The sequence below is a fragment of the Pandoraea sp. PE-S2T-3 genome, from assembly GCF_002179965.1.
Lineage (GTDB): Bacteria > Pseudomonadota > Gammaproteobacteria > Burkholderiales > Burkholderiaceae > Pandoraea.
In genome coordinates, this window is record NZ_NGUQ01000035.1 from 129,431 (window position 1) to 154,751 (window position 25,321).

Genomic DNA, 25,321 nt, shown 5'->3' on the forward strand with positions numbered 1-25,321 from the left:
CACCCTGCCCGCAAACGCCCCGCTGTAATCCGCAGTAATCGACACGCAGGCCCCCGCCGCAAGGGCGCGAAACCCTGTCGCATCGCCGCCACGGTCCAAGACACATTCAAGACACGTCCATGACTGTCATCGTGCCTTCACGAAGGCACGGCGTAATGCACGCATGTTCAACGCGACGTGCGAGCCGCTATGACGACGACACCCACCTTTGAGCTGCCGATCACCCCCCCTGCGGCTCGCGCCGGTCGCTTTGCCGACGCACCACCGGGACGCCCCACCGCCCCGCCCGCCACGCCCCCCGCCGCACCGCCCTCCACGATCGACCTGCCGCCCGACACTCCCGATCCGCTCGATCCGCCGCCCGAAGGCATCACGCGCTATCGCACGATCTGGCTCTCGGACATCCATCTGGGCACGCAGGGCTGTCAGGCGGACTACCTGCTCGACTTTCTGCGCCACCACGAGTCGGACTACCTCTATCTCGTGGGCGACATCATCGACGGGTGGCATCTGCGCAAGGGCTGGCACTGGCCGCAAGCGCACAACGACGTCGTGCAGAAGATGCTGCGCCGGGCGCGCAAGGGTACGCAGGTGGTCTACGTGCCGGGCAATCACGACGAAGCGGCGCGACAGTTCTGCGGTCTCGCCTTCGGTGACATTGCCGTGCGCGACGAGGCCTTCCACACCACGCTCACCGGCAAGCGCCTCTGGATCACCCACGGCGACCTGTTCGACGGCGTGATTCAGCACGCCAAGTGGCTCGCGTATCTGGGCGACTCGCTCTACACGCTCACGCTGCTGCTCAACCGCTGGTTCAACCGTGTGCGCACGCGCTTCGGCTTCCCGTACTGGTCGCTCTCGCAGTACCTGAAGCATCAGGTGAAAAACGCCGTGAACTTCATCTCGGCGTTCGAGAACGTCATGGCCGACGAAGCGCGCCGCCGCGGTTGCGACGGCGTGGTGTGCGGTCACATCCATAAGCCGGAGATTCGCGAAATCGATGGCCTGCTGTACTGCAACGACGGCGACTGGGTCGAGAGCCTCTCGGCGCTGGTCGAAACCACCGAAGGCGAGTTACGCATCATCTACTGGACGCAAAAACGTGGTGTCCGCGCCACGGCCAAGAGCACGCCGGTCAGCGCTTAAGTGCTTATGTGCGTAAGCGCTTGAGCGCATCAACGCATCTACGCATCAGCACGTCAGCGCTGGCCCCGATGACTTCACCTATGACTCGCGCCAAGTGCGCGAAGGAGCGCCCGATGAAAATCATGATCGTCACCGACGCCTGGGATCCGCAGATTAACGGTGTGGTCCGCACGCTGAAGAACACGCGCGCTCAACTGGAAGCCGCCGGCCATCGCGTCGAGCTGCTCACGCCGCAGGAATTCCGCACGCTGCCGTGCCCCACCTACCCCGAGATTCGACTGGCCTTTTTCGTCGGCGCTCAGGTGAAGCGCCGAATCGAAGAGTTCGCGCCCGACGCGCTGCACATCGCCACGGAAGGCCCGCTCGGCATGGCCGCGCGAAAGTGGGCCAAACGCAACGATTTTCCGTTCACCACGGCCTATCACACGCGTTTCCCCGAGTACGTGCAGGCGCGTTTCGGCTTGCCGCTGGCCACCACGTACCGCTTTCTGCGCTGGTTCCACAAGCCGTCGCGCGCCGTGATGGCCCCCACGCCCGTGGTCAAGCGCGATCTCGAAGCCAACGGCTTCAACAACGTGGTGCTGTGGACGCGCGGCGTCGATCTCGACATCTTCCGCCCGCAGGAATCCCATGTGTTAAATTCAGCCCATCCGATCTTCCTCTACGTAGGACGCGTTGCCGTGGAGAAGAACATTGAGGCATTTCTGAAGCTTGACCTGCCGGGCTCGAAATGGGTCGCCGGTGAAGGGCCGCAACTGGCGGAGCTTCGCTCGCGTTATCCCGATGTGAATTATCTCGGCATGCTCTCGCAGCCCGAGCTTGCGAAGGTGTACGCGTCGGCCGACGTGTTCGTCTTCCCGAGCCGCACCGACACATTCGGTCTGGTGCTGCTCGAAGCGATGGCCTGCGGCCTGCCTGTGGCGGCCTACCCGGTCACCGGCCCCATCGACGTGATGCATGGGTGCCCGGAAGGTGACGCGGGGGCTTTGCGCGAAGATCTGCGTGAAGCGTGCCTTGATGCGCTCAAGGTTTCGCGCGAAAGTGCACGGGCATGGGCGGAACGTTTCTCGTGGCAGGCTGCCTCAGAAGAGTTTGTTTCGCACCTGCACCCGCGCACGCCCGAGTCGTCATCGCTCGCGCCTGCCCTCTGATCTCCCTCTCAAGCCCGTTGCGGCGAGGAACCTGACGCTTGTTCATCGACCATCCGCCGCCACGCGACAAAACGCCGAATCCGTACAAGGGCAACCGGGGCGTCATGCGCGCCTGGCGTGCATTGAAGTACTCCTTGTCCGGATTCAAGTTTGCCGTGTTCGAAGAGAGCGCTTTCCGGCAGGAGCTGGCGCTTGCCGCCATCTTGCTGCCGGCAGCGATCTTCCTGCCGGTCACCGCCGTCGAGCGCGTACTGCTCATCGGATCGATCCTGCTCGTGCTGATCATCGAGCTGGTCAATTCGAGTATCGAGGCGGCCATTGACCGTATTTCCCTTGAACGGCACGAACTCTCCAAACGTGCCAAGGATTTCGGCAGCGCCGCCGTGCTGGTTGCACTCGGCCTGTGCTTGCTCACCTGGGCGTCTCTGGCTGGCCCCGTCATCGTCGAACTCGTTCGCTCCGCGTTTTTCTAAGATCGCTCACGGCGCACCTTCCCACGCTTGGCAGCGCCCCGCTGCCGGGTATAATCGGCGCCGTACCCAGTGATACTTATTTCATAAACGCAAGCGGAGAAACTCCTTCGCCGAGCTTGCCGCCAACCGGGGCCGACAGACATGGAAGCAAAGCCGCCACGCCGAACCCGCGAACGAATTCTTGAGGTGTCGCTTCGACTCTTCAACGAAATCGGCGAACCCAACGTTACGACCACCACGATTGCCGAGGAGATGAAAATCAGCCCCGGCAATCTGTACTACCACTTCCGCAACAAAGACGACATCATCAACAGCATCTTTGCGCAGTTCGAGCAGGAAATCGAACGGCGACTGCGGCTGCCCGACGATCACAAACCGACGCTCGATGAAGTCTGGACGTATCTGCAATACATGTCCGAGTTTCTGTGGCGCTTCCGCTTCCTTTACCGCGACCTGAACGATCTGCTCGCCCGTAACCGGACGCTCGAGACGCACTTCAAACAGATCGTGGGCCATAAGAAACGCTTCGCCCGCGAGATGTGCGACATGCTCGTCGCCGACGGTGAAATGGAAATCACGTCGGAGCAGATCGAAGTGGTCACCACCAACATGGTGGTGCTTTCCACGTACTGGCTGTCTTATCAATTCGTGATGAATCCGCGCAAGTACAACGATCCGGAGGAGATCGGCGCGGGCCTGCATCAGGCGAGCTATCACATCCTCTCGCAAATGGCGCCGTATCTGAAAGGCAGCTCACGCGCGATGTACGACCGGATGGCTCACGAATCATCGTCCAAAGGAGTGCAGTAAGGCATGACCCCGGAAGTCAAATCCATTTGTATTTATTGCGGCGCCGCGACCGGCGTGCGCCCGGCCTACGCCGACGCGGCACGCGAGCTGGGCCGTCACATGGCCGAAGCCGGCATCCGGCTCGTGTACGGCGGCGGCAAGGTCGGCCTGATGGGCATCATTGCGGACGCCGTGCTCGCGCATGGCGGTCAGGTCATCGGCATCATTCCGAAAGCGCTGATGGAGAAGGAGGTCGGCCATACCGGGCTGACCGAATTGCATGTGGTCGAGAACATGCACCAGCGCAAGCAGATGATGGCCGACCTGTCGGACGCGTTCATCGCCATGCCGGGCGGTATCGGCACGTGCGAAGAGCTGTTCGAAGTGTTCACGTGGTTGCAGATCGGCTACCACGCCAAGCCGATCGGTTTGCTGAACGTCGAGCAGTATTACGATCCGCTGCTCGTGTTCCTCAAGTCGATGGTTACGGAGCAATTCCTCAAGGGCCCGCAACTCGATCAGTTGCAGGTTGCCGCTTCGCCCGAAGCGTTGCTCGACACCGTGCGCCACTTCAAGCCTTCGCAAATCAATCGCTGGTCCGACCAGCGCACGCAGATCTAAGGGTTCAACGCCCTGCCGCGCGGTCATTGTGATGGCCGCGCGGGCTTCCTCCTCGCCCTCCCCCTCACTTTGCGCCGTCGCGGCAAGCGTTCGCCCATGCCGGGCCTGCCGTTGAACTCTTGTGACGCACGCAACTCAGACATCAGTTGCCCCGTGCCCGCCCGGGTTCCCCTTCCTCGACGAGCGACCTGCCCATGATGTTAAAGATGCTTCGCCCGATGCGGCTTTTGCGCTCTCGCTGGCTGCGCCCGCATGCGGGCCTGTTGCTGCGTCGCAGTCTTTGGCAGGCTACGCCACGCGGTGTGGCGATCGGGCTCGCGTGCGGGGTGTTCTTCGGCATTCTGTTCCCGGTGGGACAGATTCTCGTGGCGTTGCTGGCAGCGGCTTTTCTGCGCGGCAATTTGTTTATCGCCGCGGCAGGCACCTTCATCACCAACCCGTTGACGGTGCCGTTCGTGTATCTGGGGGCACACCGTCTGGGGCGTTGGATGCTGGAATGGTCACCCCGGGAAGAGATCGAGGCGGGCGTTGCGGCCGCCACACGCGCGAGTGAAGGCCTGTGGACGCAAATGATGAATTTCGATTTCGGCGCGGCAACGCTGCATCTGGCCACCGGCCTCGCCACCAGCGCGTGCGTGAGCGCCGCACTGGCTTACGTCATCGGCTTCTTTGCGATCCGCTGGCATCAGCAGCGCAAGGCGATTGCGGTGGCGGCACGGCAATAGCCGCTCGCCAGCCGCCAGCACGTCGCCGCGCACCGGCCGTCAGAACGACGAGCCAGGCTCCTTCAGAAACGCGATTTCCTCGGGCGTCGATGCACGTCCCAACGCCGCATTGCGATGCGGATAGCGCCCGAAACGCTCGATGATCACCGCGTGGCGGCGCGCGTAATCGAGGTTATCGACCATCCCATGTGACTTGGCGAGCTGTTCGTATAGCTCAAGCGAGACATGCTGACTTTCGAGCGATTCGTCATGCTCGAACGGCAGGTAGACGAACACACGATGCTGGGGCGTCGGCAGACGCTGATCGTCGCCCGCCTCCACCAACCGGCGCGCCACCGCCAATGCCCGTGCATCGCCCGCAAACGCATCCGCCTTGCCACGGAACAGATTCCGCGAGAACTGATCGAGCATCACGATCAAGGCGCACGCGCCCAATGGCGTGTTCGCCCAGTCGTCGAGTTCACCCGCGAGCGCTTGCGCGTAACTGACGCCGAAGCGTGTGCGAATCTCCTCGTCGAACGCGTCCGATTTTCGGAACCACTCCGGCCGGGCCAGCCCGTACACCTCGGCGTCAGGCGTGCCGAACCAGAAATCGAGGACCGCCTGCCATGGCGAGTCGTTCGCCGCGTTCGTAGCGTTGGTAGCGTTCGTCGAGGGTGCAGTTGCGGGGGAGGGGTTCGACATGGTGCCTCTCATCTCGGGACGGGAAGCCCGCATGATGCCAGACTCACGCAAACGCCAGCACGACACGGCGCGTGCGCGACGTCTTCTTCTCGATCTTGCTCACGCGCAACGCACCGATTTCGGCCGTGTTGGCCACATGCGTGCCGCCGCAAGGCTGAAGATCGATCCCTTCGATGCTCACCAGACGCACGCGGCCGAGCCCCATCGGCGGCTTCACGCTCATCGTGCGCACCAGTTCCGGACGCGCCGCCATCTCTTCATCGCTGATGCTGTCGATGCGCACCGCACGCGCCGCTGCCACCAGTGCAGCCAGCCCCGCTTCGACGGCTTCGCGCTCGATGGGGTCGTTGGTCACGAAGTCGAGCCGCGCGTATTCCGGCGTGATGCTGCAACCGTCCACCGGATGCGGCAACACGGCGCACATCAGATGCGACGCGGTGTGAAAGCGCATATGACGAAAACGCCGCTCCCAATCGATCTCCGCTTGCACGACGTCGCCGACCTTGAGAACGGCAAGCGCCTCGGCCTGCCCTTCGGCGGGCACGTGCACCGCGTCGTCAGGCGTCGCGCCTTCGTGCTTCGACTTACGGGTGTCGGCAATCGTGAGGCGCGCGCCGTCGGCCAGCACGAACGCGCCCGCATCGCCGGCCTGTCCGCCGCCAAGCGGGTAGAACACCGTGCGATCGAGCATGATGCCGTTCTCGTCGATATGGGTGATACGCGCCTCGCATTGGCGCAGATAGGCGTCTTGTCGGAACAGCGCTTCTGTGGACATGGTGTCTCCTTCTGGAATTGGACATAGTCGCGCGGTTTCGGCTGCCATGACAAGGGCCAATCCCTCGCTTTCGGACCAGTACGGTGCACGGCGCAAGGCATCGCCCGAGTTCCCGGCATCCGGCCAAAGTCCGGACGAACGAGTCACGGCGCATAAAGAAACGGTCAGCGATTCCCAATCGATCTGACATTCGTCTCGCAAACCAAAGCAATGTCTTGCCGCAACAGAACGGGGCGAAAGGGCCACTTAGGATGATTCCGAGTGCCGCAGTCGATGTGGCACGTCAACAGAAAGGAATCCAGATGAGACCAGAAGCCGCTCACAGTGCCCCCCATCGTCCCGAGTCGGCCGATACCGCGCAACCTCCTCGTAGCGAGTTGCCGGGCACCACGACGCCGAAGCCGCCGACGCGCGAATTGCCGAACGCAGCATTGCAAGAACTCGACGGCGATCCGGACGATCGGGCGTCCTTCCTGCATGCCTGTGCCCGATACGACGCCGGCGACCATGAAAGCACGGTCGCCCACCTGACGGCGCTCTTGCGCAAGCGCCCGTTGCATCTGGGTGCGCTCAAGCTGCTTGGCTATGCGCTGTATGCGCGCCAAGCGTACGCGCTGGCCGCGAGCCCGCTGATCACCGCCGCCATGCTTGACTCGGAAGACCCCGAGCCGGCGTACGTCGCCGCCTGCTGCCTTATCAAGACGCGAGACCCCGAACTGGCGCGAAGCCTATTGCAAGCGGTAGCGGAAATCAGTCGCCGCCTTCCGTTGCATGCCGAATTCGGCCTCCGGGCCCGGCAACTGCTCGCCACCCTCTGAACACCCCTCCCCCCGAAGATATCGTTATGAATTTGAGCTTCAGCACACACCCTGCCTACATCGAACCCACAGTCAACACCGGCCATCCGGCCGCCAACGAGGCGGGCGCCGCCTCGTCGGGTATCGGCAACGCGTTGACGCAGTTGCGAGAAGGCTTCACCGACCGGGTCCGCCACTTCGCATCGAAAGTGGCGAACGTGCAGCTGCTCGACCCGGCTCCGGAACGCCGGGAATGTCAGCATGCCATTGCCAAGGGAATGATCGGCACGGCGGCACGAATCATGAGCTTCGCGGTGCCATTTACGGACATGATGGAAGCGGAATTCGAGAGCGAAGAAGAGAGTTACCGCGAGTGGGTGCGCGTCGATGTCGCGTTGTCGATCGGCGTTTCCGGCGTGCTCAACGCGCTGGCGCAAATCGACCATTACCGAACCCACCCCGACGCCAAAGCCAGCGACATCAGTGGCATGACGTGGATGCACTGGCTGGCGAACAAGCGCGGGTACTCGGAGACTGCCCAAAAGCGTCTCGACACCGTCGAACACGTCGTCGGCATCGCCGTGGCCGGGGGCCTGGCTATTGCGTCACAGGCCCACGCCCACAACTCGACCAAGCAGCGTACCGAAACCGCAGAGACATTCGACAGAGATCTGGGGATCGCGGCCACCGTGTCGATGATGACCGGCGCGGCCGGAGCCGCCTTCTACGACAGCAGCCGCAGCCTGCTCAACGCGCTACCCGAGTGGGCGAGTGACCTCAAGCGCCGGCTGTCCGGGGAAGACGCCCCGGCAGCCGTGCCCAAAGTGGATGAAACGCCCATCGAGCCAACGGCCGACCCCGTCACGGGCATCACCCGGGAGGTTGCCGTCGACATGCGGCATATCGACATTGGAAGTGGCGAGACCCCGGCAGCGCACACGCAGGTCTGACAGCGCGCAACGTCGGCAACGCTGGCTTTACCCTGCCCGGTTGCGCATCCAGTCGGCGGTGCCGTAGAACGCCTGCATGAGCCGTTCCTGAAGCGAGGCTTCCACGCCGATGTCCTGCATGGCCAGAGCGATGCAGCGCAGCCACTGGTCGCGCTCGCTGCTGGCAATCGGGAACGGCAGGTGACGGGCACGCAGCATCGGATGGCCGAACCGCTCGATGTAGTGGTTCGGGCCGCCGAGCCAGCCGCACAGGAACCAGAACAGCTTGTCGCGCGAGCCATCCATCGATTCGGGATGCAGGCTGCGGATACCGGCGAATTCCGGCTCCAGGTCCATCAAATCGTAGAACCGGTCGACGAGTTCGCGTACGCGCGCTTCACCGCCGAGCAAGGAGAACGCGGTCGGCTGCGCAGGCGTGTCCTGCGCATCGTCGTCCGCGATCGGGGAAGTTTGGGAGGAGTTTTCGGTCGTCATGGCCGCTATTGTGCCCGAGCGCTGAAACAAACGCCTTACACCTCGCGCAGCGTGCGCAGCGCCGACTGGCGCAACACCGCCCGCAGGCCGCTCCACCCGCCAGCCAGCGCACACAGTACGCCCGCCGCAATGCCCAGCAACGGCAGCCATGGGTTGAACGTCAGCGAGAACTCGAATACGTAGCGCGCGAGTGCCCAGCCCAACGCCCCGGCACCGAACGCTGCCAGCAAACCAGCCAGCGCCCCCACCGTCACCAATTCCGCCAGATGCACGTCGCGCAACTGCCGCGACGACGCACCCAACGCGCGCAAGATGCCGCTCTCGCGCATGCGTTCGTCACGCGTGCCCGCGAGCGCCGCATAGAGCACCAGCACCCCCGCCGCGAGCGTGAACAGGAACAACGCCTGCACGGCATCGATCACCTGCGACAGAATCTGCTGAATCTGTGCGAGCAACGCGCCGGTATCGATCACCGTCACGTTGGGAAACTGGCGCACGAGCGCATCGGCCACGCTCTGCTGGGGCGCATCCAGATGGAACGACGTAATCCACGTCATCGGGAAGTCGCGCAATGCCGCCGGCGGCATGACCACGAAGAAATTCACCCGCATCGAACCCCAGTCGAGCTTGCGCAGGCTGGTAATCGGGGCATCGATCGTCTGTCCGGTCACTTCAAAACGCAGCGTGTCGCCCAACTTGAGGCCAAGCGTCTTCGCAATGCCCTCTTCCATCGAAATCTGCGGTGTCGTTGAATCGCCATACCACTGGCCGGCCGTCACGCGATTGCCGTCGGGCAATGCCGTCGTGTACGACAAATTGAATTCCCGCTCCGCCAGCCGTCGCGCCCGTTCCTCCGTGTAACGGTCACCCGTCACCGGCTGGCCGTTGATCGCCGTCATCCGCGCCCGGATCATCGGCGAGAGTTGCACGTCGGGCAAACCGGCCGCGCGCAGTTGGGCCAGCACCGGGGCATCCTGACCCGGTTGAATATCGATAACGAAGCGGTTGGGTGCATCGACCGGGCTCGACTGCCGCCAGCCCGCGACCAGATCGTTACGCGTGACGGCGAGCAGCAACAGCGCCATCAAGCCTAACCCCAGCGCGACCACCTGCAAGGCGCTGCCGAGTCCACGGCGACGCAGCCCGGCCAGCGCATATCGCCAGCCGATTCCCCCCATCGCCCCCCCCACCGGACCACTGCGGCGTGCCCACGCGGCCAGCCCGCGAATCGCCAGCCAAGCGAGCGCCGCGAACACGATCGCGCCCGCCACAAAGCCCCCCGCCACCATCGCCCCAAGGCGCAGATCACGGGCGGCAAAGAGCAACAGCGCAGCGAAGGCCAGCGCACTTGCCCCATAGGCGAGCCAGCCCTGACGACGCGCGCCGCCGACGACATCGCGGCGCAGCACATGCAGCGGTGCCACTTCAGACAGCGGCAACAGCGGCGGCAGGGCAAAGCCCAGCAACATCACCAGCGCGCTGGCGAGACCGAATGCCGCCGGACGCCACGTCGGCGCAGGCAGCCCTGCTGGAATCACATTCCCCAATTGGGCCAGCAACGCCCAGTGGGCGGCATAGCCGAGCGCCACGCCCAACACGCCGCCAATCAGTGCGAGACCAACGAATTCGAGTGTCACCATGCCGCGCAGCGAACCCCGCGACACGCCAAGGCAGCGCATGACAGCACACGCGTCGAGGTGCCGCTCGCTATACCGGCGCGCAGCAATACCGACGGCGACTGCGGCCAGCACGGCCGCCAGCAGCGCCACGAGCGAGAGGAAGCGTTCGGCCCGGTCGAGTGTCTGGCGCACTTGCGGCTGGCCTTCTTCGAGCGATTCGAGATGCACGCCACGGGCTTGCTCGGCCGCCGGCGCGGCCCATGTGCGGAATTGTCTGACCTGCGCGTCGGTCCCGGCAACGAGCAACCGGTAAGTGATGCGGCTGCCGAACTGCACGAGACCGGTCGACTGAAGTTCATCGAACCGCATCATGACGCGCGGTGCGAGCGACCCGAAGCCGTAGCCGCGATCCATTTCACGCGTGATGACGGCTGCGATGCGCAGCGAGCGGTTGCCCACGCGAACGTTATCGCCGGGTTTGACGTGCAGCGCGTCGAGCAGCGCGGCATCGACCCAGACCGTACCGGGCGCCGGGATATCGGCGGCTGGGGCGTCGGGCGTGTTGGCGGCGGCATCAGCCGCAGTGCGCACGCGTCCGCGCAACGGGTAGCCGTCGCTGACGGCCTTGAGCGAGGACAACCGGCTGGCGCCTGCCTGACCGTTCTCGCCGATGGCACTGGCCATGCTGGGAAAATTGGCGACGACCGCCGTGGCGAGCCCGTCGGCATGGGCCTGACGGGAGAAATCGGGAGTTAACGGCGCGTCGCTGCGAACGACGAGATCGGCGGCGAGCATCTGGCGCGCATCGCGCTCAAGGCCGCCCTGCATACGATCGGAGAGAAAACCGACGCTGGAAAGCGCGCCGACGGCCAACAGCAGTGCCACGAGCAACAGGTGCAGCTCGCCTGCACGCCAGTCGCGCAGGAACATCCGCCACGACTGGCGGGCAACATCAGTGAACCCCATCGTTCCTCAATCCTTTGACCCGGGCCAGCACGGAGCGCCAGCCACGCCAGACACGCGGCAGCCACCACCACGCCAATACGACGAAAACCAGCAACATCAAGAGAAAGACGGCCGGCAGGAAGAATGCGAGCGCGAGACCGCCCACCGTGGAAACATCTTCGCCGGCTGAGGCCGCCACATTGGAGAAAGGTTCCGGCGATGTATTGATGAGTGCCCGGCTACCGGCCTTGGCCAGATGCGCCGTACTCGCCAATGCGCCCCCGGCCAGTCCGGCCAGCACGGTCACCGTCGGGTCCATCTGGCCGAGCGCCGCAGCGCCCAGCACGATGCCCGCCGGAATGCGAATGAACGTATGCACCGCATCCCATGCGCTGTCGACGAAGGGAATTTTGTCGGCGAAGAACTCGATCGCGGCCAGTACACCGGCCGCCGCCAACACCCACGTGGACGCCAGCACCGCCAGCGATGGCGGCAGATGCAACCACCCGAGACGCGCCGCCAGCCCTGCGCAGAACACCGTCAGGTATAACCGCAGGCCGCTGCCCCAGGACAGCCCTGCGCCAAGCGCAATCGATTCCAGCATGGTGACCCTCGCTGCCGCCGGTATGGCGGCGTCGTGCGATCACGCGCCTCGCACTGCCGGCGCGGTAACGGTGTTCAAGGTCGATGTCACCGGCATTTCGGATATTGCCGAGTTTGCCGACATCACCGGCATCGTCGTTACGGCGTCATTATGCCGCGCGTTGCGGCAACGCACCACCGGTGACATTTTGGGGGCCCGGCACGAGTGCCGTTCCGGCGGGCGCCGCGCGCGCCGGGGGGCGTTCGGCCCATAGGCGCCGGGGCACTTGCCGCACTTGCCGTGCTTACGCCGCGGTGAGCTTCAGGCCGACAAGCCCTGCCAGAATCAACGTGACGCTGGCGATGCGCGCCGCCGAGGCCGATTCGCCGAACAGGATGATGCCGAGAATGAAGGCGCCCACCGCGCCGATACCGGTCCAGATGGCATACGCCGTGCCCAGCGGCAGCGTGCGAACGGCCAGCGCCAGCAACCACACGCTGCCGACCATCGAGACGATGGTGAAAACGGACGGCACCAGCCGCGAAAAGCCTTGCGTGTACTTCAGACCGACGGCCCAAGCCACTTCCAGCAATCCCGCAAAGACGAGAAGGATCCAGGCCATGAATGACTCCGATGAATGGACAGATCGGGGTCGTCCCCGGAAGAAAGGTGAATCCGTGCACCGGGTCGTCCCGGCACGACGGGTTCCATCGGAAACCGAATCAAATTCGAATCATGGCCGCATGAGGCGGCCGACGGAACCCACGGATTTTAGCAAAGCAGGCGCCCTTCCGTAGGACGCCCTACCGGTGACATGGAATTGATGCGGGAGTCTACGCCGTCGTATCGACTTCCAGCCGGTACCCGACGCCCGTCTCGGTCAGGATGTGCTTCGGCTGCGCGGGGTCGGCCTCCAGCTTCTGGCGCAGGTGGCCCATGTAAATGCGCAGATAGTGGTTGCTTTCGACGTGCGACGGCCCCCACACCTCCTTGAGCAATTGCCGGTGCGTGAGCACGCGTCCGGCATGGCGCACGAGCGTCACAAGCAAGCGGTATTCGATCGGCGTCAGATGCACGGCCTCACCGGCCCGCGTCACTTTTCGCCGTGCAAGATCGATGCTGATGTCGCCAAAGGCGAAGGCTTCGCCCAGCGTCTCGGAATTGCCGCCGCGATGATGGCGGCGCAACTGGGCGCGAATGCGCGCCAGCAGTTCGGATACCCCGAACGGTTTCGTCAGATAGTCATCGGCCCCCACGTCGAGCGCGACTACCTTTTCCGATTCTTCGTTGCGGGCGGACAGCACGATGATCGGCATATCCGTCCAGCCACGCACTTCGCGAATGACTTCCACGCCATCGATGTCGGGCAGCCCGAGATCGACAATCAGCAGATCGGGTTTGCGCGTGGCGGCTTCGACCATGCCTTGGCGCCCGGCTTCCGCCTCGTGCACCACCATGCCCTCGGCTTCCAGCGAAGTGCGCAGAAACCGGCGGATCTGGCGTTCGTCTTCAATCACCACGATGGTGATGGTCGGTTCACTCATAACTTTTTGTGACCTTGGCGTCAGGCGAGGCTGGCGGTTCAGGTGATTCAGGTAACTCGGAAAGATCGTGGTTCAACCCGGACTCCCCCGACGACTCGTTCATGTCAGGCACTTCCGGCTCGACGGGAGGCGTTTCCACCGGCAGCGTGAAACTGAAACGCGCGCCGTGACCCTGCGGCACGTTGGCGGCCTCGATTCTACCGCCGTGCGCTTCCACGATGGCGCGGCAGATCGCGAGCCCCAAACCGATCCCCGGCTTGGCCGACTCTTTCTCGCCGCGCATGAATTTCTCGAAAATGCGCCCCTCCATCCCGACCGGCAGTCCCGGCCCGTCGTCGCTCACGCTGACTTCCACTTCGTCGCCGAGCGTACGGGCGGCAATCTCGATGTGCGAGCCCGATGGCGAGTATTTGGCCGCGTTTTCCAGCAAGTTGGTAAAGAGCCGCTCCAGCAACACGGCGTCGAAGCGCAGCAGCGGCAGATCCGCCGGTAACCGGGTACTGACCTCGTGCCCGGCCAACACCCGGCGACATGCACGCAATGACGTCCCGACCACTTCTTCGAGCATCTGCCACTGACGATTGAGCTGTACCCCGCCCGCCTGCAACTTCGCCATATCGAGCAGATTCGTCACGAGCCCCGTCATGCGCTGCGCTTCTTCGTGAATCGCGTCGACCAGTTCGGTGCGCAACGGCCCCGGCGTTTCGGCATTGCGGCTGAGCATGCTCGCAAAGCCGACGATGGACGTGAGCGGCGTGCGCAGATCATGCGAAATCGCCGACAGCAGCGAGTTGCGCAGCCGCTCGGACTCCATGGTCACCAGCGCATCCTGTGCAATTTCGACGTAATGCACGCGCTCAAGGGCCAAGGCAATTTGCGCGGCGAAGGTATCCAGCAAGCGGAGTTGCTCCGGCGTCGCAATCGCCCCCGTCGCGGGGTTATCCGGTGCCACCACCAGCACCCCACGCGTACGCATGGGGGCACGCAATGGCAGGTAGTAGGCGTCCGACGCGGGCAACGTGTCGGTGCCCTGCCCGGCGGCCTGCTGACGGTCGTAGACCCATTGCGCGACATCCGTGTCGATATGCGCCGGCATGGTCTCGGCCTGTGCGTTCTCCACCGGCTGCCGCACGCTGCCCTGACTGTCGGGCAGCAGCAAAGCCACGCGCGCCTGAAACACTTCACGCACGTGACGCGAGCCGATCTCGATGATCTGCGGCGTCGTCAGCGCCGCCGCCAGTTCTCGCGCCATCGCATAGACCGCGCCGGTACGCCGCTCGCGCCAGGTCGCCAGGCGCGCCTGAAAACGCAGGCTCGTCGTCAGATGGCTGATGACAAGGGCCACCGTCAGCATGACGGCAAAGGTGAGCAGGTACTGCGTGTCCGAGACCGACAGCGACATCTTCGGCGGCACGAAGAAGAAGTCGAACGCGACCACCGACAGGAACGACGCCAGCACGCCTGGCCCACGGCCCAGCCGCATGGCCGCGATGATCACGCCCAGCAGGTAGAGCATGGCGATATTGGCGAGATCGAGAAACCGCGTCAGTTCCGCCGCCGCGAGCGACACCACCCCGCAAATGCCGACTGCCCACGCGTAAGCGCGCCACGGCCCGCCCACCAGTCCGAGTTCCGGCGCGGTATCGAACCAGTCGCGCCAGTCGCCCCGCACCACGCGCTTGTCGGCCGTCGCATCGCCCGCTGCCGGGCCGATCAGCACAACATCTACGCCTCTTGCGAGCCTTATCAAGGCTTCATGCAACGGCGTACGTGCAGTCCACCACCGGCGCGCGCCACTCGCCCCCACAACAATCTTCGACACGTTTCGCATCTGCGCGTAGGCGAGCAGCGTGGGCGCGGCATCCGCACCGTCGAGCGTCAGTGTCTCTGCGCCCAACTCCTGCGCCAGCTTGAGCGTGGCGTACGTGCCTTCGCGGCGCACCTGCGACTGCCGCAAGATGGCTGGCGTTTCGACATGCACCGCCAGCCAGTCGGCCCGCAGGCTCGCCGCCAGCCGCGCCGCCGCGCGCACAAGTGCCACGCCCTCCGGGCCCGGCCCGATCGCGACCAGCAGACGTTCGCGCGCCTGCCAGATATGACTGATCGACTGATCGGCGCGGTACTCGCGCATCTGCGCATCGACCCGATCGGCTGTGCGGCGCAGCGCCAGTTCGCGCAAGGCAATCAGATTGCCCTTGCGGAAGAAGTTGCGCACCGCCCGCTCGGCTTGCGCGGGCATGTACACCTTGCCCTCACGCATCCGTTCGAGCAGTTCATCGGGCGGCAGGTCGACGAGTTTGACTTCGTCCGCCAGATCGAACACGCGGTCAGGCAACGTCTCCCAGACACGAATCCCCGTAATCTGGCCGACCACGTCGTTGAGCCGCTCCAGATGCTGCACGTTGAGCGTGGTGTACACGTCGATGCCGGCTACCAGCAATTCTTCGACGTCCTGCCAGCGCTTCATGTGGCGCTCACCGGGCACGTTCGCGTGGGCCAGTTCGTCCACCAGTGCGACGGCCGGTTTGCGCGCCAGCATGCCGTCGAGATCGAACTCGCGCAGCAACCGCCCGCGATACTCCACCGACTTCTGCGGCAGGACTTCCAGCCCTTCGAGCATTTGCGCCGTCTCTTCGCGGCCATGCGTCTCCAGTACCCCGACCACCACGTCGGTGCCTTCCTCGCGCAGCTTTCGCGCCGCTTGCAACATGGCAAATGTCTTGCCGACCCCTGCCGACGCGCCAAAGAAAATCTTCAGCCGGCCGCGCTGCTCGCGCGCTTCGTCGCGTTGCAGTTTGTCGAGCAGTTCATCGGGATTCGGGCGTTCAATGCCAGCCATCGGATCAATCCATCAGGAAGACGCGCGCCATCTCGGAAATCCGCGAGACATACGCAAAAATCGGTTCACATGCCGTGCGCATTTCCTGCGCATCCGGTACCTCAGGCAAAGCAAAAACGGCACGCGTCGAGGGCGTGCCGCCAATCTACCGCACGCTGCCGGACAAGACCAGCGATTCGCCAGCCCGCCCGGCAGCGTTACCGGCTTTTCAGACGCTACCGGATGCCAGCCCATCCAACGCGAGGTTGAGCTTCAGAACATTCACCCGAGGCTCTCCGAAAATTCCCCATTGGCGCCCCTGCGTGTAGCGGGCGACGAGGGCTTGCACGGCATCCGGCGTCAGGCCACGTGCCTTAGCGACACGGCTGACCTGATAAGCCGCAGCCGCCGGGCTGATCTCAGGGTCGAGACCGCTGGCCGAAGCCGTCACCAGATCGGCCGGCACCGGCAGGGCTGCCGTCGGGTCGGCTTCGCGCAGCGCCGCGATACGGCCCTTCACGGCGTCGGCGAGTGCGGGATTGAGGGGGCCGTAGTTCGAGCCACCCGACGCGAGACCGTTGTCCGGCATCGGTGCCGTGGCCGACAGGCGGCCCCAGAAGTACTTCGGCTCGTCGAAGTTCTGCCCGATCAGCGATGAGCCGACCGGTTTGCCGTCCTTGTAGATCAGGCTGCCCGAAGCTTCGCGCGAAAACGCGACCCGGCCGATGCCGGTCACGACCAGCGGATACACCAGGCCCGTAATGACCGAGAGCACGACGAACAGGCTCAGCATCGGGCGTAACAGGGTTTTCATGACGTCTATTCCTTTGAGTTCTGCAATGACCGTGGGCACCAGCGCCCGCCGATCAGGCCCAGCCCATCGCGGCGATGATCATGTCGATCGCCTTGATGCCCACGAACGGCACGAGAATGCCGCCCAGCCCGTAAATCACGAGGTTGCGGCGCAGCAGCGTTGCCGCACCGAGCGGGCGATACTTCACGCCCTTGAGTGCCAGCGGAATCAGCACCACGATGATCAGCGCGTTGAAGATCACGGCCGACAAAATGGCCGACGACGGGCTGGCAAGGCGCATCACGTTCAACTGATCCAGTTGCGGATACGTGGTCGCAAACGCCGCCGGAATGATCGCGAAGTACTTCGCCACGTCGTTCGCAATCGAGAACGTGGTGAGACTGCCGCGCGTCATCAGCATCTGCTTGCCGATCTCGACGATCTCGATGAGCTTGGTCGGGTTCGAGTCCAGATCGACCATGTTGCCGGCCTCTTTCGCGGCCTGCGTCCCCGTGTTCATCGCCACGGCCACGTCGGCCTGCGCGAGCGCCGGGGCATCGTTGGTACCGTCGCCGGTCATCGCCACCAGCTTGCCTTCCGCCTGATACTTGCGGATGGTCGCGAGCTTGGCTTCCGGCGTGGCTTCCGCGAGGAAGTCATCGACACCGGCTTCCGCCGCAATGGCTGCGGCCGTCAGGCGGTTGTCGCCCGTGACCATCAACGTCGTAATGCCCATCTGACGAAGTTCGGCAAAGCGCTCCTTGATGCCGCCCTTGACCACGTCCTTCAACTCGATCACACCGAGTGCACGCGTGCCCTGCCCGTCTTGCTCGGCCACCACCAGCGGCGTGCTGCCGCGACGCGAAATCTCGTCGACCGACGTCGCCAGCGCCGCCGGCCACACACCGCCGGCCGACTCCACGTAACGCTTGACGGCCTCGGCAGCGCCCTTGCGAATCTGCTTGTCGGCCAGATCCACACCGCTCATGCGCGTCTGCGCCGAGAACGGGAGAAACACGGCGTGCAGGCCGGCCATTTCGCGCTCACGCAGATTGAAGCGTTGCTTGGCGAGCACCGTGATGCTGCGGCCTTCCGGTGTTTCGTCGGCCAGCGACGAGAGTTGCGCGGCATCGGCCAGCGTGCGCTCGTCCACACCCGGGGCGGGCACGAACTGCGAGGCCTGACGATTGCCCAGCGTGATGGTGCCGGTCTTGTCGAGCAGCAGCACGTCGACGTCGCCCGCGGCTTCCACGGCACGGCCCGACGTGGCGATCACGTTGGCCTGCATCATGCGGCTCATGCCGGCCACACCGATGGCCGAGAGCAAGCCGCCGATGGTCGTCGGAATCAGGCACACGAGCAGCGCCACGAGTACGGTAATCGTGACCGGGTGTCCCGCCTGCGTGACCAGTACGCTGTAGATCGAATACGGCAACAGCGTGGCCGTCGCGAGCAACAGCACCAGCGTCAGAGCGACGAGCAGAATCGTCAGCGCGATTTCGTTCGGCGTCTTCTGGCGCTTGGCGCCTTCCACCATCGCGATCATGCGATCGAGAAACGCCTCGCCCGGGTTGACCGTCACTTTCATGACGATCCAGTCGGACAGCACACGCGTGCCGCCTGTGACCGCGGTGAAGTCACCGCCCGATTCGCGAATCACGGGCGCCGATTCCCCCGTAATGGCCGACTCGTCGACCGATGCCACGCCTTCGACCACTTCGCCGTCGGCGGGCACAACGTCGCCCGCTTCGACCAGCACGAAGTCGCCACGGCGCAGGCTGGCGCTGTCGATGACCAGACATTCGGCATCACGCGCCGCCGCGCGGAGTTGCTTGGCGGGCACGTTCTTCTTGGCCTGACGCAGCGATGCAGCCTGCGCCTTGCTGCGCCCTTCGGCCAGTGCTTCGGCGAAGTTTGCGAACAGCACCGTGAACCACAGCCACAACGTGATGGCGAGGATGAACGGCGCGCTGGCTTCGGCATGCCCCGCGAGGGCCATGCCGAACAGCACCGTGGTGAGAATGCTGCCGACGTACACCACGAACATCACCGGATTGCGCGCTTGCGTGAGCGGGTGAAGTTTGCGGAACGAGTCGACAATGGCCGGCTTCACGATCGAGGGGTCGAACATCGACTTCACAGCCGATGTATGACCCTCGCCGACCGGCCGGGTGACGGTATTACTTGCAGATTGATTCATGAGTGCCTCGAATGCCTCATTTCATTGTTCAATGCGCGCCGATCATCGCCAGATGTTCGGCGATCGGGCCCAGCGCGAGCGCCGGCACGTAGGTGAGCGCGCCCACCAGCAGCACGGTGCCGAGCAACAGCACGACAAAGAGCGGTCCGTGCGTGGGCAACGTGCCCGACGTGGCGGCAATGCGCTTCTTCGCGGCCAGACCACCGGCAATCGCCAGCACCGGCACGATCACCCAGAAGCGGCCGAACCACATCGCAATGGCCAGCGTGTTGTTGTAGAACGGCGTGTTGGCCGAGAGCCCCGCAAAGGCGCTGCCGTTGTTGTTCGCGGCCGAACTGAAGGCGTAAAGAATTTCAGAGAACCCGTGTGTCGCCGGGTTGGCCACCCCCACCTGACCGGCTTGCACCATCACGGCGAGCGCCGTGCCGAGCAGCACCAGCAGCGGCGTCATGAGCACGGCCACGGCGACCATCTTCATCTCGAACGCTTCGATCTTCTTGCCCAGATATTCCGGCGTGCGGCCGATCATCAGCCCCGCCACGAACACCGCGAGCATCGCGAAGACGAGCATGCCGTACAGGCCTGAACCCACCCCGCCGAAGACCACTTCGCCCAACTGCATCAACAGCATCGGCACCATGCCGCCCAGCGGCGTGAGCGAGTCGTGCATGGCATTGACCGCACCGCACGACGCGGCCGTCGTCACCGTCGCAAAGATGCCCGACGCCACGATGCCGAAGCGCGTCTCCTTGCCTTCCATGTTGCCGCCCGACTGCGTCGCGCTGACTTGCTGATCGACCCCGAGCGTAGTGAGCACCGGGTTGCCGGCCTGCTCCGCCGAGACGGTGGCCACCGCCGCGATCGAAAACGCGATCGTCATGGCTGCGAGAATCGCAACGCCTTGGCGACGGTCGCCGACCATGCGGCCGAACGTGAAGCACAGCGCCGCCGGGATCAGGAAGATCGCCAGAATTTGCAGGAAGTTCGACAGCGGCGTCGGGTTTTCATACGGGTGCGCCGAGTTGGCGTTGAAGAAACCGCCGCCGTTCGTACCGAGCATCTTGATCGCTTCTTGCGAGGCGACCGGACCCATCGGCAACGTCTGCGTGGACGTCACGGCCGGCTGCGTCACCGGCTTGCCTGCGGCGTCCATCTTCGGCTGACCGTCCGGACCGAGGACCGGATTGTCGTAGTGCGTGGCCTGCACCGTCGCGACGTCCTTGTAGGCGTCGAAGTTCTGAATCACGCCTTGGCTCATGAACGCCGCGGCAAACAGCACCGACAGCGGAATCAGCACATAGAACGTGATGCGGGTCATGTCGACCCAGAAGTTGCCGATCGTCTTCGCCGTATGACGCGCGAAGCCGCGAATGAGCGCCACCACCACCGCGATACCGGTGGCTGCGGACAGGAAGTTCTGTACCGCGAGGCCGAGCATCTGCGTGAGATAGCTCATCGTCGACTCGCCCGAATACCCCTGCCAGTTCGTGTTGGCCACGAAGCTGACGGCGGTGTTCATCGACGAATCGGGGGTGACCGCGCCGAACGCCTGCGGGTTGAGCGGCAGCCAGACTTGCCAGCGTTGCAGCGCGTAGACGGCAAACGCCCCCACGGCATTGAAGCCGATCAGAGCGATCGCGTAGGCGCGCCAGTGCATTTCCTTTTCGGGATCGATACCGCACAAGCGATAGAGGCCGCGCTCGACCGGGGCAAACCACCGGTTCACACGCGACTCGCCGGCGAGCACGTTGGCCATGAAGCGGCCAAGCGGGCGCGCCAGCACCAGTAGCACGACGAGAAATACGCCGAGCTGAATCCAGGCATTGAGTGTCATGCGAGATCCTCCGGCTTGAAGAGCGCGTAGACGAGATAAACGAGCAGCGCGAGCGTGAGTCCGCCGCTCAGCCAGTACATGGCTGTCATTGCTGCCCCCCTACCGACGCGCAAAACGCGACAAAGCCGACGGTCGCAGCGGTAAACACTGCCATCACGCCGAGATATAACCAATCCATGACAACTCCCTATCGTGTGGCGGCCGGCACACCACGGACGCGACGCGCCCTCGCATGCGCATGCCAGCCGTGATCTGAAAGATACGGATCGGCGCGTAAAGACGGGGACAAAAGGGGTAAAGACGGTGTAAACAACGTGTAAACGACAACGCCCGCCGATATCGCTATCGGCGGGCGTTGTCGTTTGTTTTTGCGGGTTTTCGGGGAGCGCGCAGTCAGGTTGCCTGCTTCACCCGGTGTATCACTCCGTGACCTGAGAACCCTCGCGCCAGACCTCGATCACTTCCTTGCTCGGTTCGAGATTCAGGTTGACGTTACGCGGCGGAATCGGCTGCTGGAACCACTTGTGCTGAATGCGGCGGATCTCGCCCGAGCTGAACACATGCGCCAGCGTCGTATCGACAAACTTCTTGAACTGCGGGTCGTCGCGACGCAGCATCAGCGCGTTCAACTCGGTTTCGAGCGGCGCGCCCACGATGGCGAAGTCCCCCGGCTCACGGGCCGTGGCGCGCAAACCGGCGAGCAGCACGTCGTCGAGGGCAAACGCCTTGGCGCGGCCGGTTTCGAGCGTCATCATCGATTCGCCATGGTCACGCGCCGGAATCACGCGAAAACCGCCCTTGTCGGCCTGAATACGTGCCAGACGCTCGCCGGTTGAACCGGCAGACGCCACGAGGTTCTGGCCCTTCAGATCTTCCAGACCGCGAATGTTGTCCTTCTTGTTGACCAGCAGGCGCACTTCCGACACGTAGTACGGGTGGCTGAAACCCACTTGTTCCGCGCGCTCCGGCGTGATGGTGTTCGGGGCGCAGTCCAGATCGACCGTGCCGTTCTTCACCAGCGGAATGCGGTTCTGCGGCGTGATCGACATCTCACGCACTTTCAGGTTCGGCATGTTGAGCGCCGACTTGACCGCGTCGACCACGGCGTAGCACAGGTCCATGGTGTAACCGACGGGCTTGCCCTTGTCGTTCACATAGGCAAACGGGATCGCGGCTTCGCGATAACCCAGCGTAATGAGCCCCGTGTCGTGGATTTTCTTGAGCGTGCCCGTCAGATCGCCGTTGATCTTCGGCAGTGCCACCACCGGGACGTCAGACTTGGCGGCCTTTGCAGGCGCAGCGACCGCCGTAGAGACGCCAGAGAGGGTACCCAGCGCGGCAACGCTCACCGACAGACTGAGGGCGACGCGTCGGGCGACGACTTTCCAATTCATTTCATGCCAACCGTTCACAGCAAATTCCTATCGCATTAACAGCACGATAGCAATTTACAGAATTGCGCCGCCCGGCGCAAAGCCACTTTTGTCATTAGCTTATTCTTGGCGTGATTCTTGGTTTGAGGCTCGCGGTGATGCCGTGGGTAATTCCCGCCCTCCGGCCGCCCAAAGCGCCTGCACCTCGGGCGACGGCAGCATGTGCAGGTTCACGCCGTAGGGGGGTGTCGGATTCTGGAACCAGTGACCTTGCAGACGCGCCATTTCGCCGCTGCGGAACAGTTCGACCAATGCCGCGTCGACCACCGCCTTGAAGGCCGGGTCGTCTTTACGCAGCACAAGGGCGTAGTACTCGGGGGTATCGGCCAGCGGTGGTCCGACGACTCGGAACGCATCGGGCGTCTTGGTCGTGGTGCGCAAGCCCTGAAGCAGCACATCGTCGAGCGCGAGCGCCTGCCCCCGTTGTTCACGCAGCAGATGAAACGCCTCGTCGTAATCGCGCGCCATCAGCAGTTGAAACCCCACGTCCGCCTGACGCGCGCGCACCAGACGCTCTGCCGTCGTGCCCTGCACCACCACGAGTCGCAGGCCGCGCATCGCGTCGATCGAGCCGATGCCACTGCCGCGACGGACCATCAGGCGCACATGGGCGGCGTAGTAAGGCAGGCTGAAGGCGACCTGTTCGGCGCGCTCAGGCGTGAGCGTCGAGGGGGCACAGTCGATGTCGATGGCATCCCCTTTGACGAGTGGTGCACGCATCTGCTCGATCACGCGCACCGGCACGCTCTCCAGTTGCGGCAACGCAAGCTCTCGCTGAATCGCCGGTACGATCTTCTGACACAGCGCCCACGCCAGCCCCTGCGGCTGCTCATGCTTGTCGGCAAAGGAGAACGGTACGGCAGATTGCCGATAGCCAAGCTCGATACGACCGCGCTGGCGAATGCGCTCCAGCGTGGGCGAGGCGGTTGTGAGGGTGTCCCCGGCATCAGCCACTGCTGGTGCTGGTGCGATCAGTTCGGGCGTGGATGTCATCGGTGCGCCTATCGGCGTCGCGCCGACTGGCACGACGCAGGCAAAGCCTGCGCCGGCGGCGACCAAGTAACCAAAGGCATGACGAATCAGGGCGTGCTGCCCCACGGACGGCACGCGCGAGGGCTGGGATAGCCGTTGGGATAGCCACTGGGGTAGCCGTTGGGATATCGGTTGCAATATCCGCTGCAATTTCCGGCGTGAGAAGAGAGTCATGGCGGCGTGCTCAAGGTGGGGAAAGTCGCACCTTAGCAATGCCTTGGGCCCGCGCCTACGACCCATCCTGCGTTTTCGGACTATTCCCCTTGCGCTATTTTCACAAGCGCGATCAACGCGTGTGCGCCAGCAACGTCAGCAACAACTGCTCGTCGTCTTCCGCCGTCGGCGCCGTATTGTCGAAGCGAAGCAGACCGGGAAAAGCGGCAGCCGGCGGCAGGATGCGTCGCACGCGGTACTCGTCCCAGTGCGCGAGCTTGTAAGCGTCGTTGGGATTGGCACGGCTCACGATGCGCGCCTTGGCGCTCGCCTCATCGAGATCGACCCAGACGACATGCACGCTCACGTCGTCTTCTACCCGAAGCCAGCCGCGATCGAACAGCAATCCTTCGCGCAACTCGCGCGAAAGCGGCGCGACCACCAGCACGTTCACGCCAAGCCGCAGGTTCTCGCGCGCCGTCTCCAGCAGCCCCGCGTACTCGGGCTCGCGCAACGTCTGCAAGTACATGGGGCTGTCGCGGTCGTTCGGATTGCCCGTGAGCGCCCCCATCACGGAGGCACTGAACTCGCCGTAGAGCGTGTCTTTGTCCAGCAGGCAGAAGGCCTCGCCGCTGCGCGTAATGAGCGGGCGAATCAGCCGTTTGGCCAGCGTCGTCTTGCCCGCTCCGGCGTGGCCGCAGAAGAATACGAGGCGCGTCATACCGTCACCTTGCGATTGCGCTTCTTGAAGTCCATGGGCACGCTCGTCAATTCAGCGCGGCGCTGAGCTTACGGCGCCATGTGGCCACCGTGGCCGGATCGGCGCTGCCCAACGCGTCGAACACGGCGAGCATCGACTTGCGGCCCACGTCGTCGCCAAACGTACGATCGCGCTGCACGATGCCCAACAGCGTTTCGAGCGCCTGTTCGTACGAATGATCGGCCAGATACCGATTGGCGAGATCGAGCTGCGCCTGAAGATTGTCCGGCTCGGCCTGCACCCGTTGCAGCAATTGTGCGGCGGGCGGCAGGTGGCTGGCTTGCTCGGCGGCGGCCAGACGCGTTTCCAGCGCCGCGATGCGCACGTTGCCACCGGCGGCCGTGCGCGGCGAGATCAGCGCCAGTTCCGAGCGCGCGCCCGCAAGATCCCCCATTTCGATCAGCACGTCGACCAGATCGAGTCGAATTTCATCATGCGCGGGGTCAAGCGCCAGCGCGGCTTGCAGTGCGTCGCGAGCGACTTCCGGCCGGCCTTCGGCGATGGCGTCGCGCGCCACACGACGCGCCATGTCCGCAGGGTTCGGCACGACACGTTCGATGAACGCGCGAAGTTGGCCCTCGGGCAGTGCGCCGACAAACTGGTCGACAGGTTCGCCATCGACGAACGCCACGACCGTCGGCAAGCTGCGCACGCCGTAGTCGGCGCAAAGCTGGGCGTTCTCATCGGCGTTGATCTTCACAAGCCGCAGGCGGCCCTGCGCCTCGGCTTCGAGCTTTTCCAGCAACGGTCCGAGCGCGTTGCACGGGCCGCACCACGGCGCCCAGAAATCGGCAAGCACGGGCACTTGATGCGAGACGGCCAGCACGTCGTCGTCGAAACTGGCGAGGTTGGTGTCGATCATATGACCTATAGAGCGTGGTAAATTGCGTGAACGGTGGCCGTGAATCCATCAATGATTTATCACTGATACGTCATTGATTCGACATGAACGGCCGCTTGCAGGATGCATGACTTGTTTGATGCATGAATAACGCATGGTAATCGCAAAACTGGGCATATCG

Annotated in this window: 25 protein-coding genes; 9 read left to right on the plus strand and 16 right to left on the minus strand. The window is 64.1% G+C overall.

Features of this window, described 5'->3' with window-relative positions; genetic code table 11:
• The first annotated feature begins 219 nt into the window (after positions 1–219).
• The 6 genes from CDV46_RS21110 (at position 220) to CDV46_RS21135 (ending at position 4,905) form a co-directional block, all read left to right on the plus strand.
• Positions 220–1,146 carry a UDP-2,3-diacylglucosamine diphosphatase gene (locus CDV46_RS21110; RefSeq protein WP_371328734.1) on the plus strand — a complete coding sequence of 309 codons (927 nt, stop codon included), beginning with the start codon at positions 220–222 and terminating at the stop codon, positions 1,144–1,146.
• Positions 1,147–1,259: 113 nt separating this feature from the next.
• Positions 1,260–2,297, plus strand: a complete 1,038-nt coding sequence (locus CDV46_RS21115; protein WP_087687014.1) for a glycosyltransferase family 4 protein — start codon at positions 1,260–1,262, stop codon at positions 2,295–2,297.
• A gap of 38 nt (positions 2,298–2,335) precedes the next feature.
• The gene (locus CDV46_RS21120) at positions 2,336–2,770 is read left to right on the plus strand and encodes a diacylglycerol kinase (protein ID WP_058378126.1); all 435 of its coding nucleotides are present in this window, start codon (positions 2,336–2,338) and stop codon (positions 2,768–2,770) included.
• A 141-nt stretch (positions 2,771–2,911) separates the two neighbouring features.
• Positions 2,912–3,580 (plus strand): TetR/AcrR family transcriptional regulator, encoded by a 669-nt coding sequence (locus tag CDV46_RS21125; protein ID WP_058378125.1) that lies wholly within the window; start codon positions 2,912–2,914, stop codon positions 3,578–3,580.
• A 3-nt stretch (positions 3,581–3,583) separates the two neighbouring features.
• Positions 3,584–4,180, plus strand: a complete 597-nt coding sequence (locus tag CDV46_RS21130) for a TIGR00730 family Rossman fold protein (protein ID WP_087724751.1) — start codon at positions 3,584–3,586, stop codon at positions 4,178–4,180.
• Between the two features lie 194 nt (positions 4,181–4,374).
• Positions 4,375–4,905 (plus strand): DUF2062 domain-containing protein, encoded by a 531-nt coding sequence (locus CDV46_RS21135; RefSeq protein WP_087724753.1) that lies wholly within the window; start codon positions 4,375–4,377, stop codon positions 4,903–4,905.
• Positions 4,906–4,944: 39 nt separating this feature from the next.
• Here the strand turns inward: CDV46_RS21135 and CDV46_RS21140 are convergent, their stop codons facing one another.
• Both CDV46_RS21140 and CDV46_RS21145 read right to left on the minus strand, forming a co-directional pair.
• On the minus strand, positions 4,945–5,589 hold the full coding sequence (locus CDV46_RS21140; RefSeq protein WP_087724755.1) for a DUF924 family protein: 645 nt from the start codon (positions 5,587–5,589) through the stop codon (positions 4,945–4,947).
• 43 nt (positions 5,590–5,632) lie between these two features.
• Positions 5,633–6,364 carry an alanyl-tRNA editing protein gene (locus tag CDV46_RS21145; protein WP_087724757.1) on the minus strand — a complete coding sequence of 244 codons (732 nt, stop codon included), beginning with the start codon at positions 6,362–6,364 and terminating at the stop codon, positions 5,633–5,635.
• A 302-nt stretch (positions 6,365–6,666) separates the two neighbouring features.
• On the opposite strand from CDV46_RS21145, the gene CDV46_RS21150 reads away from it, so the two are divergent.
• Both CDV46_RS21150 and CDV46_RS21155 read left to right on the plus strand, forming a co-directional pair.
• Positions 6,667–7,182: a tetratricopeptide repeat protein gene (locus CDV46_RS21150; RefSeq protein ID WP_140413448.1), complete on the plus strand. Its 516-nt coding sequence runs from the start codon at positions 6,667–6,669 to the stop codon at positions 7,180–7,182.
• A gap of 26 nt (positions 7,183–7,208) precedes the next feature.
• Positions 7,209–8,111 carry a hypothetical protein gene (locus CDV46_RS21155; RefSeq protein WP_087724760.1) on the plus strand — a complete coding sequence of 301 codons (903 nt, stop codon included), beginning with the start codon at positions 7,209–7,211 and terminating at the stop codon, positions 8,109–8,111.
• A gap of 27 nt (positions 8,112–8,138) precedes the next feature.
• Here the strand turns inward: CDV46_RS21155 and CDV46_RS21160 are convergent, their stop codons facing one another.
• From CDV46_RS21160 to CDV46_RS21170, 3 genes are read right to left on the minus strand one after another with little or no spacing between them, the layout of a single operon-like run.
• A complete protein-coding gene (locus CDV46_RS21160) occupies positions 8,139–8,585 on the minus strand; it encodes a group II truncated hemoglobin (RefSeq protein ID WP_058378118.1) in 447 nt (148 codons plus the stop codon).
• Positions 8,586–8,620: 35 nt separating this feature from the next.
• On the minus strand, positions 8,621–11,170 hold the full coding sequence (locus tag CDV46_RS21165; protein ID WP_254916148.1) for an ABC transporter permease: 2,550 nt from the start codon (positions 11,168–11,170) through the stop codon (positions 8,621–8,623).
• Entirely contained in the window at positions 11,157–11,753 is a 597-nt protein-coding gene (locus CDV46_RS21170) for a DUF4126 domain-containing protein (protein WP_058378117.1), read from the minus strand. Before CDV46_RS21170 ends, CDV46_RS21165 begins: the two co-directional genes overlap by 14 nt.
• Here CDV46_RS21170 and CDV46_RS21175 point away from each other — a divergent pair.
• Positions 11,752–12,006 carry a hypothetical protein gene (locus CDV46_RS21175; RefSeq protein WP_087724765.1) on the plus strand — a complete coding sequence of 85 codons (255 nt, stop codon included), beginning with the start codon at positions 11,752–11,754 and terminating at the stop codon, positions 12,004–12,006. The two genes, CDV46_RS21170 and CDV46_RS21175, sit on opposite strands and share 2 nt — an antisense overlap.
• A 30-nt stretch (positions 12,007–12,036) precedes the next feature.
• On the opposite strand, the gene sugE is transcribed toward CDV46_RS21175, so the two are convergent.
• The 11 genes from sugE to trxA form a co-directional block, all read right to left on the minus strand.
• Positions 12,037–12,354 carry a quaternary ammonium compound efflux SMR transporter SugE gene (gene sugE, locus CDV46_RS21180; protein WP_058378116.1) on the minus strand — a complete coding sequence of 106 codons (318 nt, stop codon included), beginning with the start codon at positions 12,352–12,354 and terminating at the stop codon, positions 12,037–12,039.
• 211 nt (positions 12,355–12,565) lie between these two features.
• A complete protein-coding gene (kdpE, locus tag CDV46_RS21185; protein WP_087687006.1) occupies positions 12,566–13,276 on the minus strand; it encodes a two-component system response regulator KdpE in 711 nt (236 codons plus the stop codon).
• A complete protein-coding gene (locus tag CDV46_RS21190) occupies positions 13,269–16,106 on the minus strand; it encodes a sensor histidine kinase (RefSeq protein ID WP_087725078.1) in 2,838 nt (945 codons plus the stop codon). Before CDV46_RS21190 ends, kdpE begins: the two co-directional genes overlap by 8 nt.
• Positions 16,107–16,323: 217 nt before the next feature.
• Positions 16,324–16,908: a potassium-transporting ATPase subunit KdpC gene (gene kdpC / locus CDV46_RS21195; RefSeq protein WP_087724767.1), complete on the minus strand. Its 585-nt coding sequence runs from the start codon at positions 16,906–16,908 to the stop codon at positions 16,324–16,326.
• A gap of 52 nt (positions 16,909–16,960) precedes the next feature.
• Positions 16,961–19,087, minus strand: coding sequence for a potassium-transporting ATPase subunit KdpB (gene kdpB / locus CDV46_RS21200; protein ID WP_087724769.1), 2,127 nt, complete (start codon positions 19,085–19,087; stop codon positions 16,961–16,963).
• 28 nt (positions 19,088–19,115) lie between these two features.
• The gene (gene kdpA, locus CDV46_RS21205; RefSeq protein WP_087724771.1) at positions 19,116–20,921 is read right to left on the minus strand and encodes a potassium-transporting ATPase subunit KdpA; all 1,806 of its coding nucleotides are present in this window, start codon (positions 20,919–20,921) and stop codon (positions 19,116–19,118) included.
• Positions 20,918–21,010 carry a K(+)-transporting ATPase subunit F gene (gene kdpF / locus CDV46_RS21210; protein ID WP_064675054.1) on the minus strand — a complete coding sequence of 31 codons (93 nt, stop codon included), beginning with the start codon at positions 21,008–21,010 and terminating at the stop codon, positions 20,918–20,920. Before kdpF ends, kdpA begins: the two co-directional genes overlap by 4 nt.
• A gap of 330 nt (positions 21,011–21,340) precedes the next feature.
• Positions 21,341–22,315, minus strand: coding sequence for an amino acid ABC transporter substrate-binding protein (locus CDV46_RS21215; RefSeq protein ID WP_087724773.1), 975 nt, complete (start codon positions 22,313–22,315; stop codon positions 21,341–21,343).
• 99 nt (positions 22,316–22,414) lie between these two features.
• Entirely contained in the window at positions 22,415–23,347 is a 933-nt protein-coding gene (locus tag CDV46_RS21220; protein ID WP_176399144.1) for an amino acid ABC transporter substrate-binding protein, read from the minus strand.
• A gap of 325 nt (positions 23,348–23,672) precedes the next feature.
• The gene (locus tag CDV46_RS21225) at positions 23,673–24,260 is read right to left on the minus strand and encodes an AAA family ATPase (RefSeq protein ID WP_087687002.1); all 588 of its coding nucleotides are present in this window, start codon (positions 24,258–24,260) and stop codon (positions 23,673–23,675) included.
• A gap of 46 nt (positions 24,261–24,306) precedes the next feature.
• Positions 24,307–25,161, minus strand: a complete 855-nt coding sequence (trxA, locus tag CDV46_RS21230) for a thioredoxin (RefSeq protein ID WP_441339349.1) — start codon at positions 25,159–25,161, stop codon at positions 24,307–24,309.
• Between the last annotated feature and the right edge of the window lie 160 nt (positions 25,162–25,321).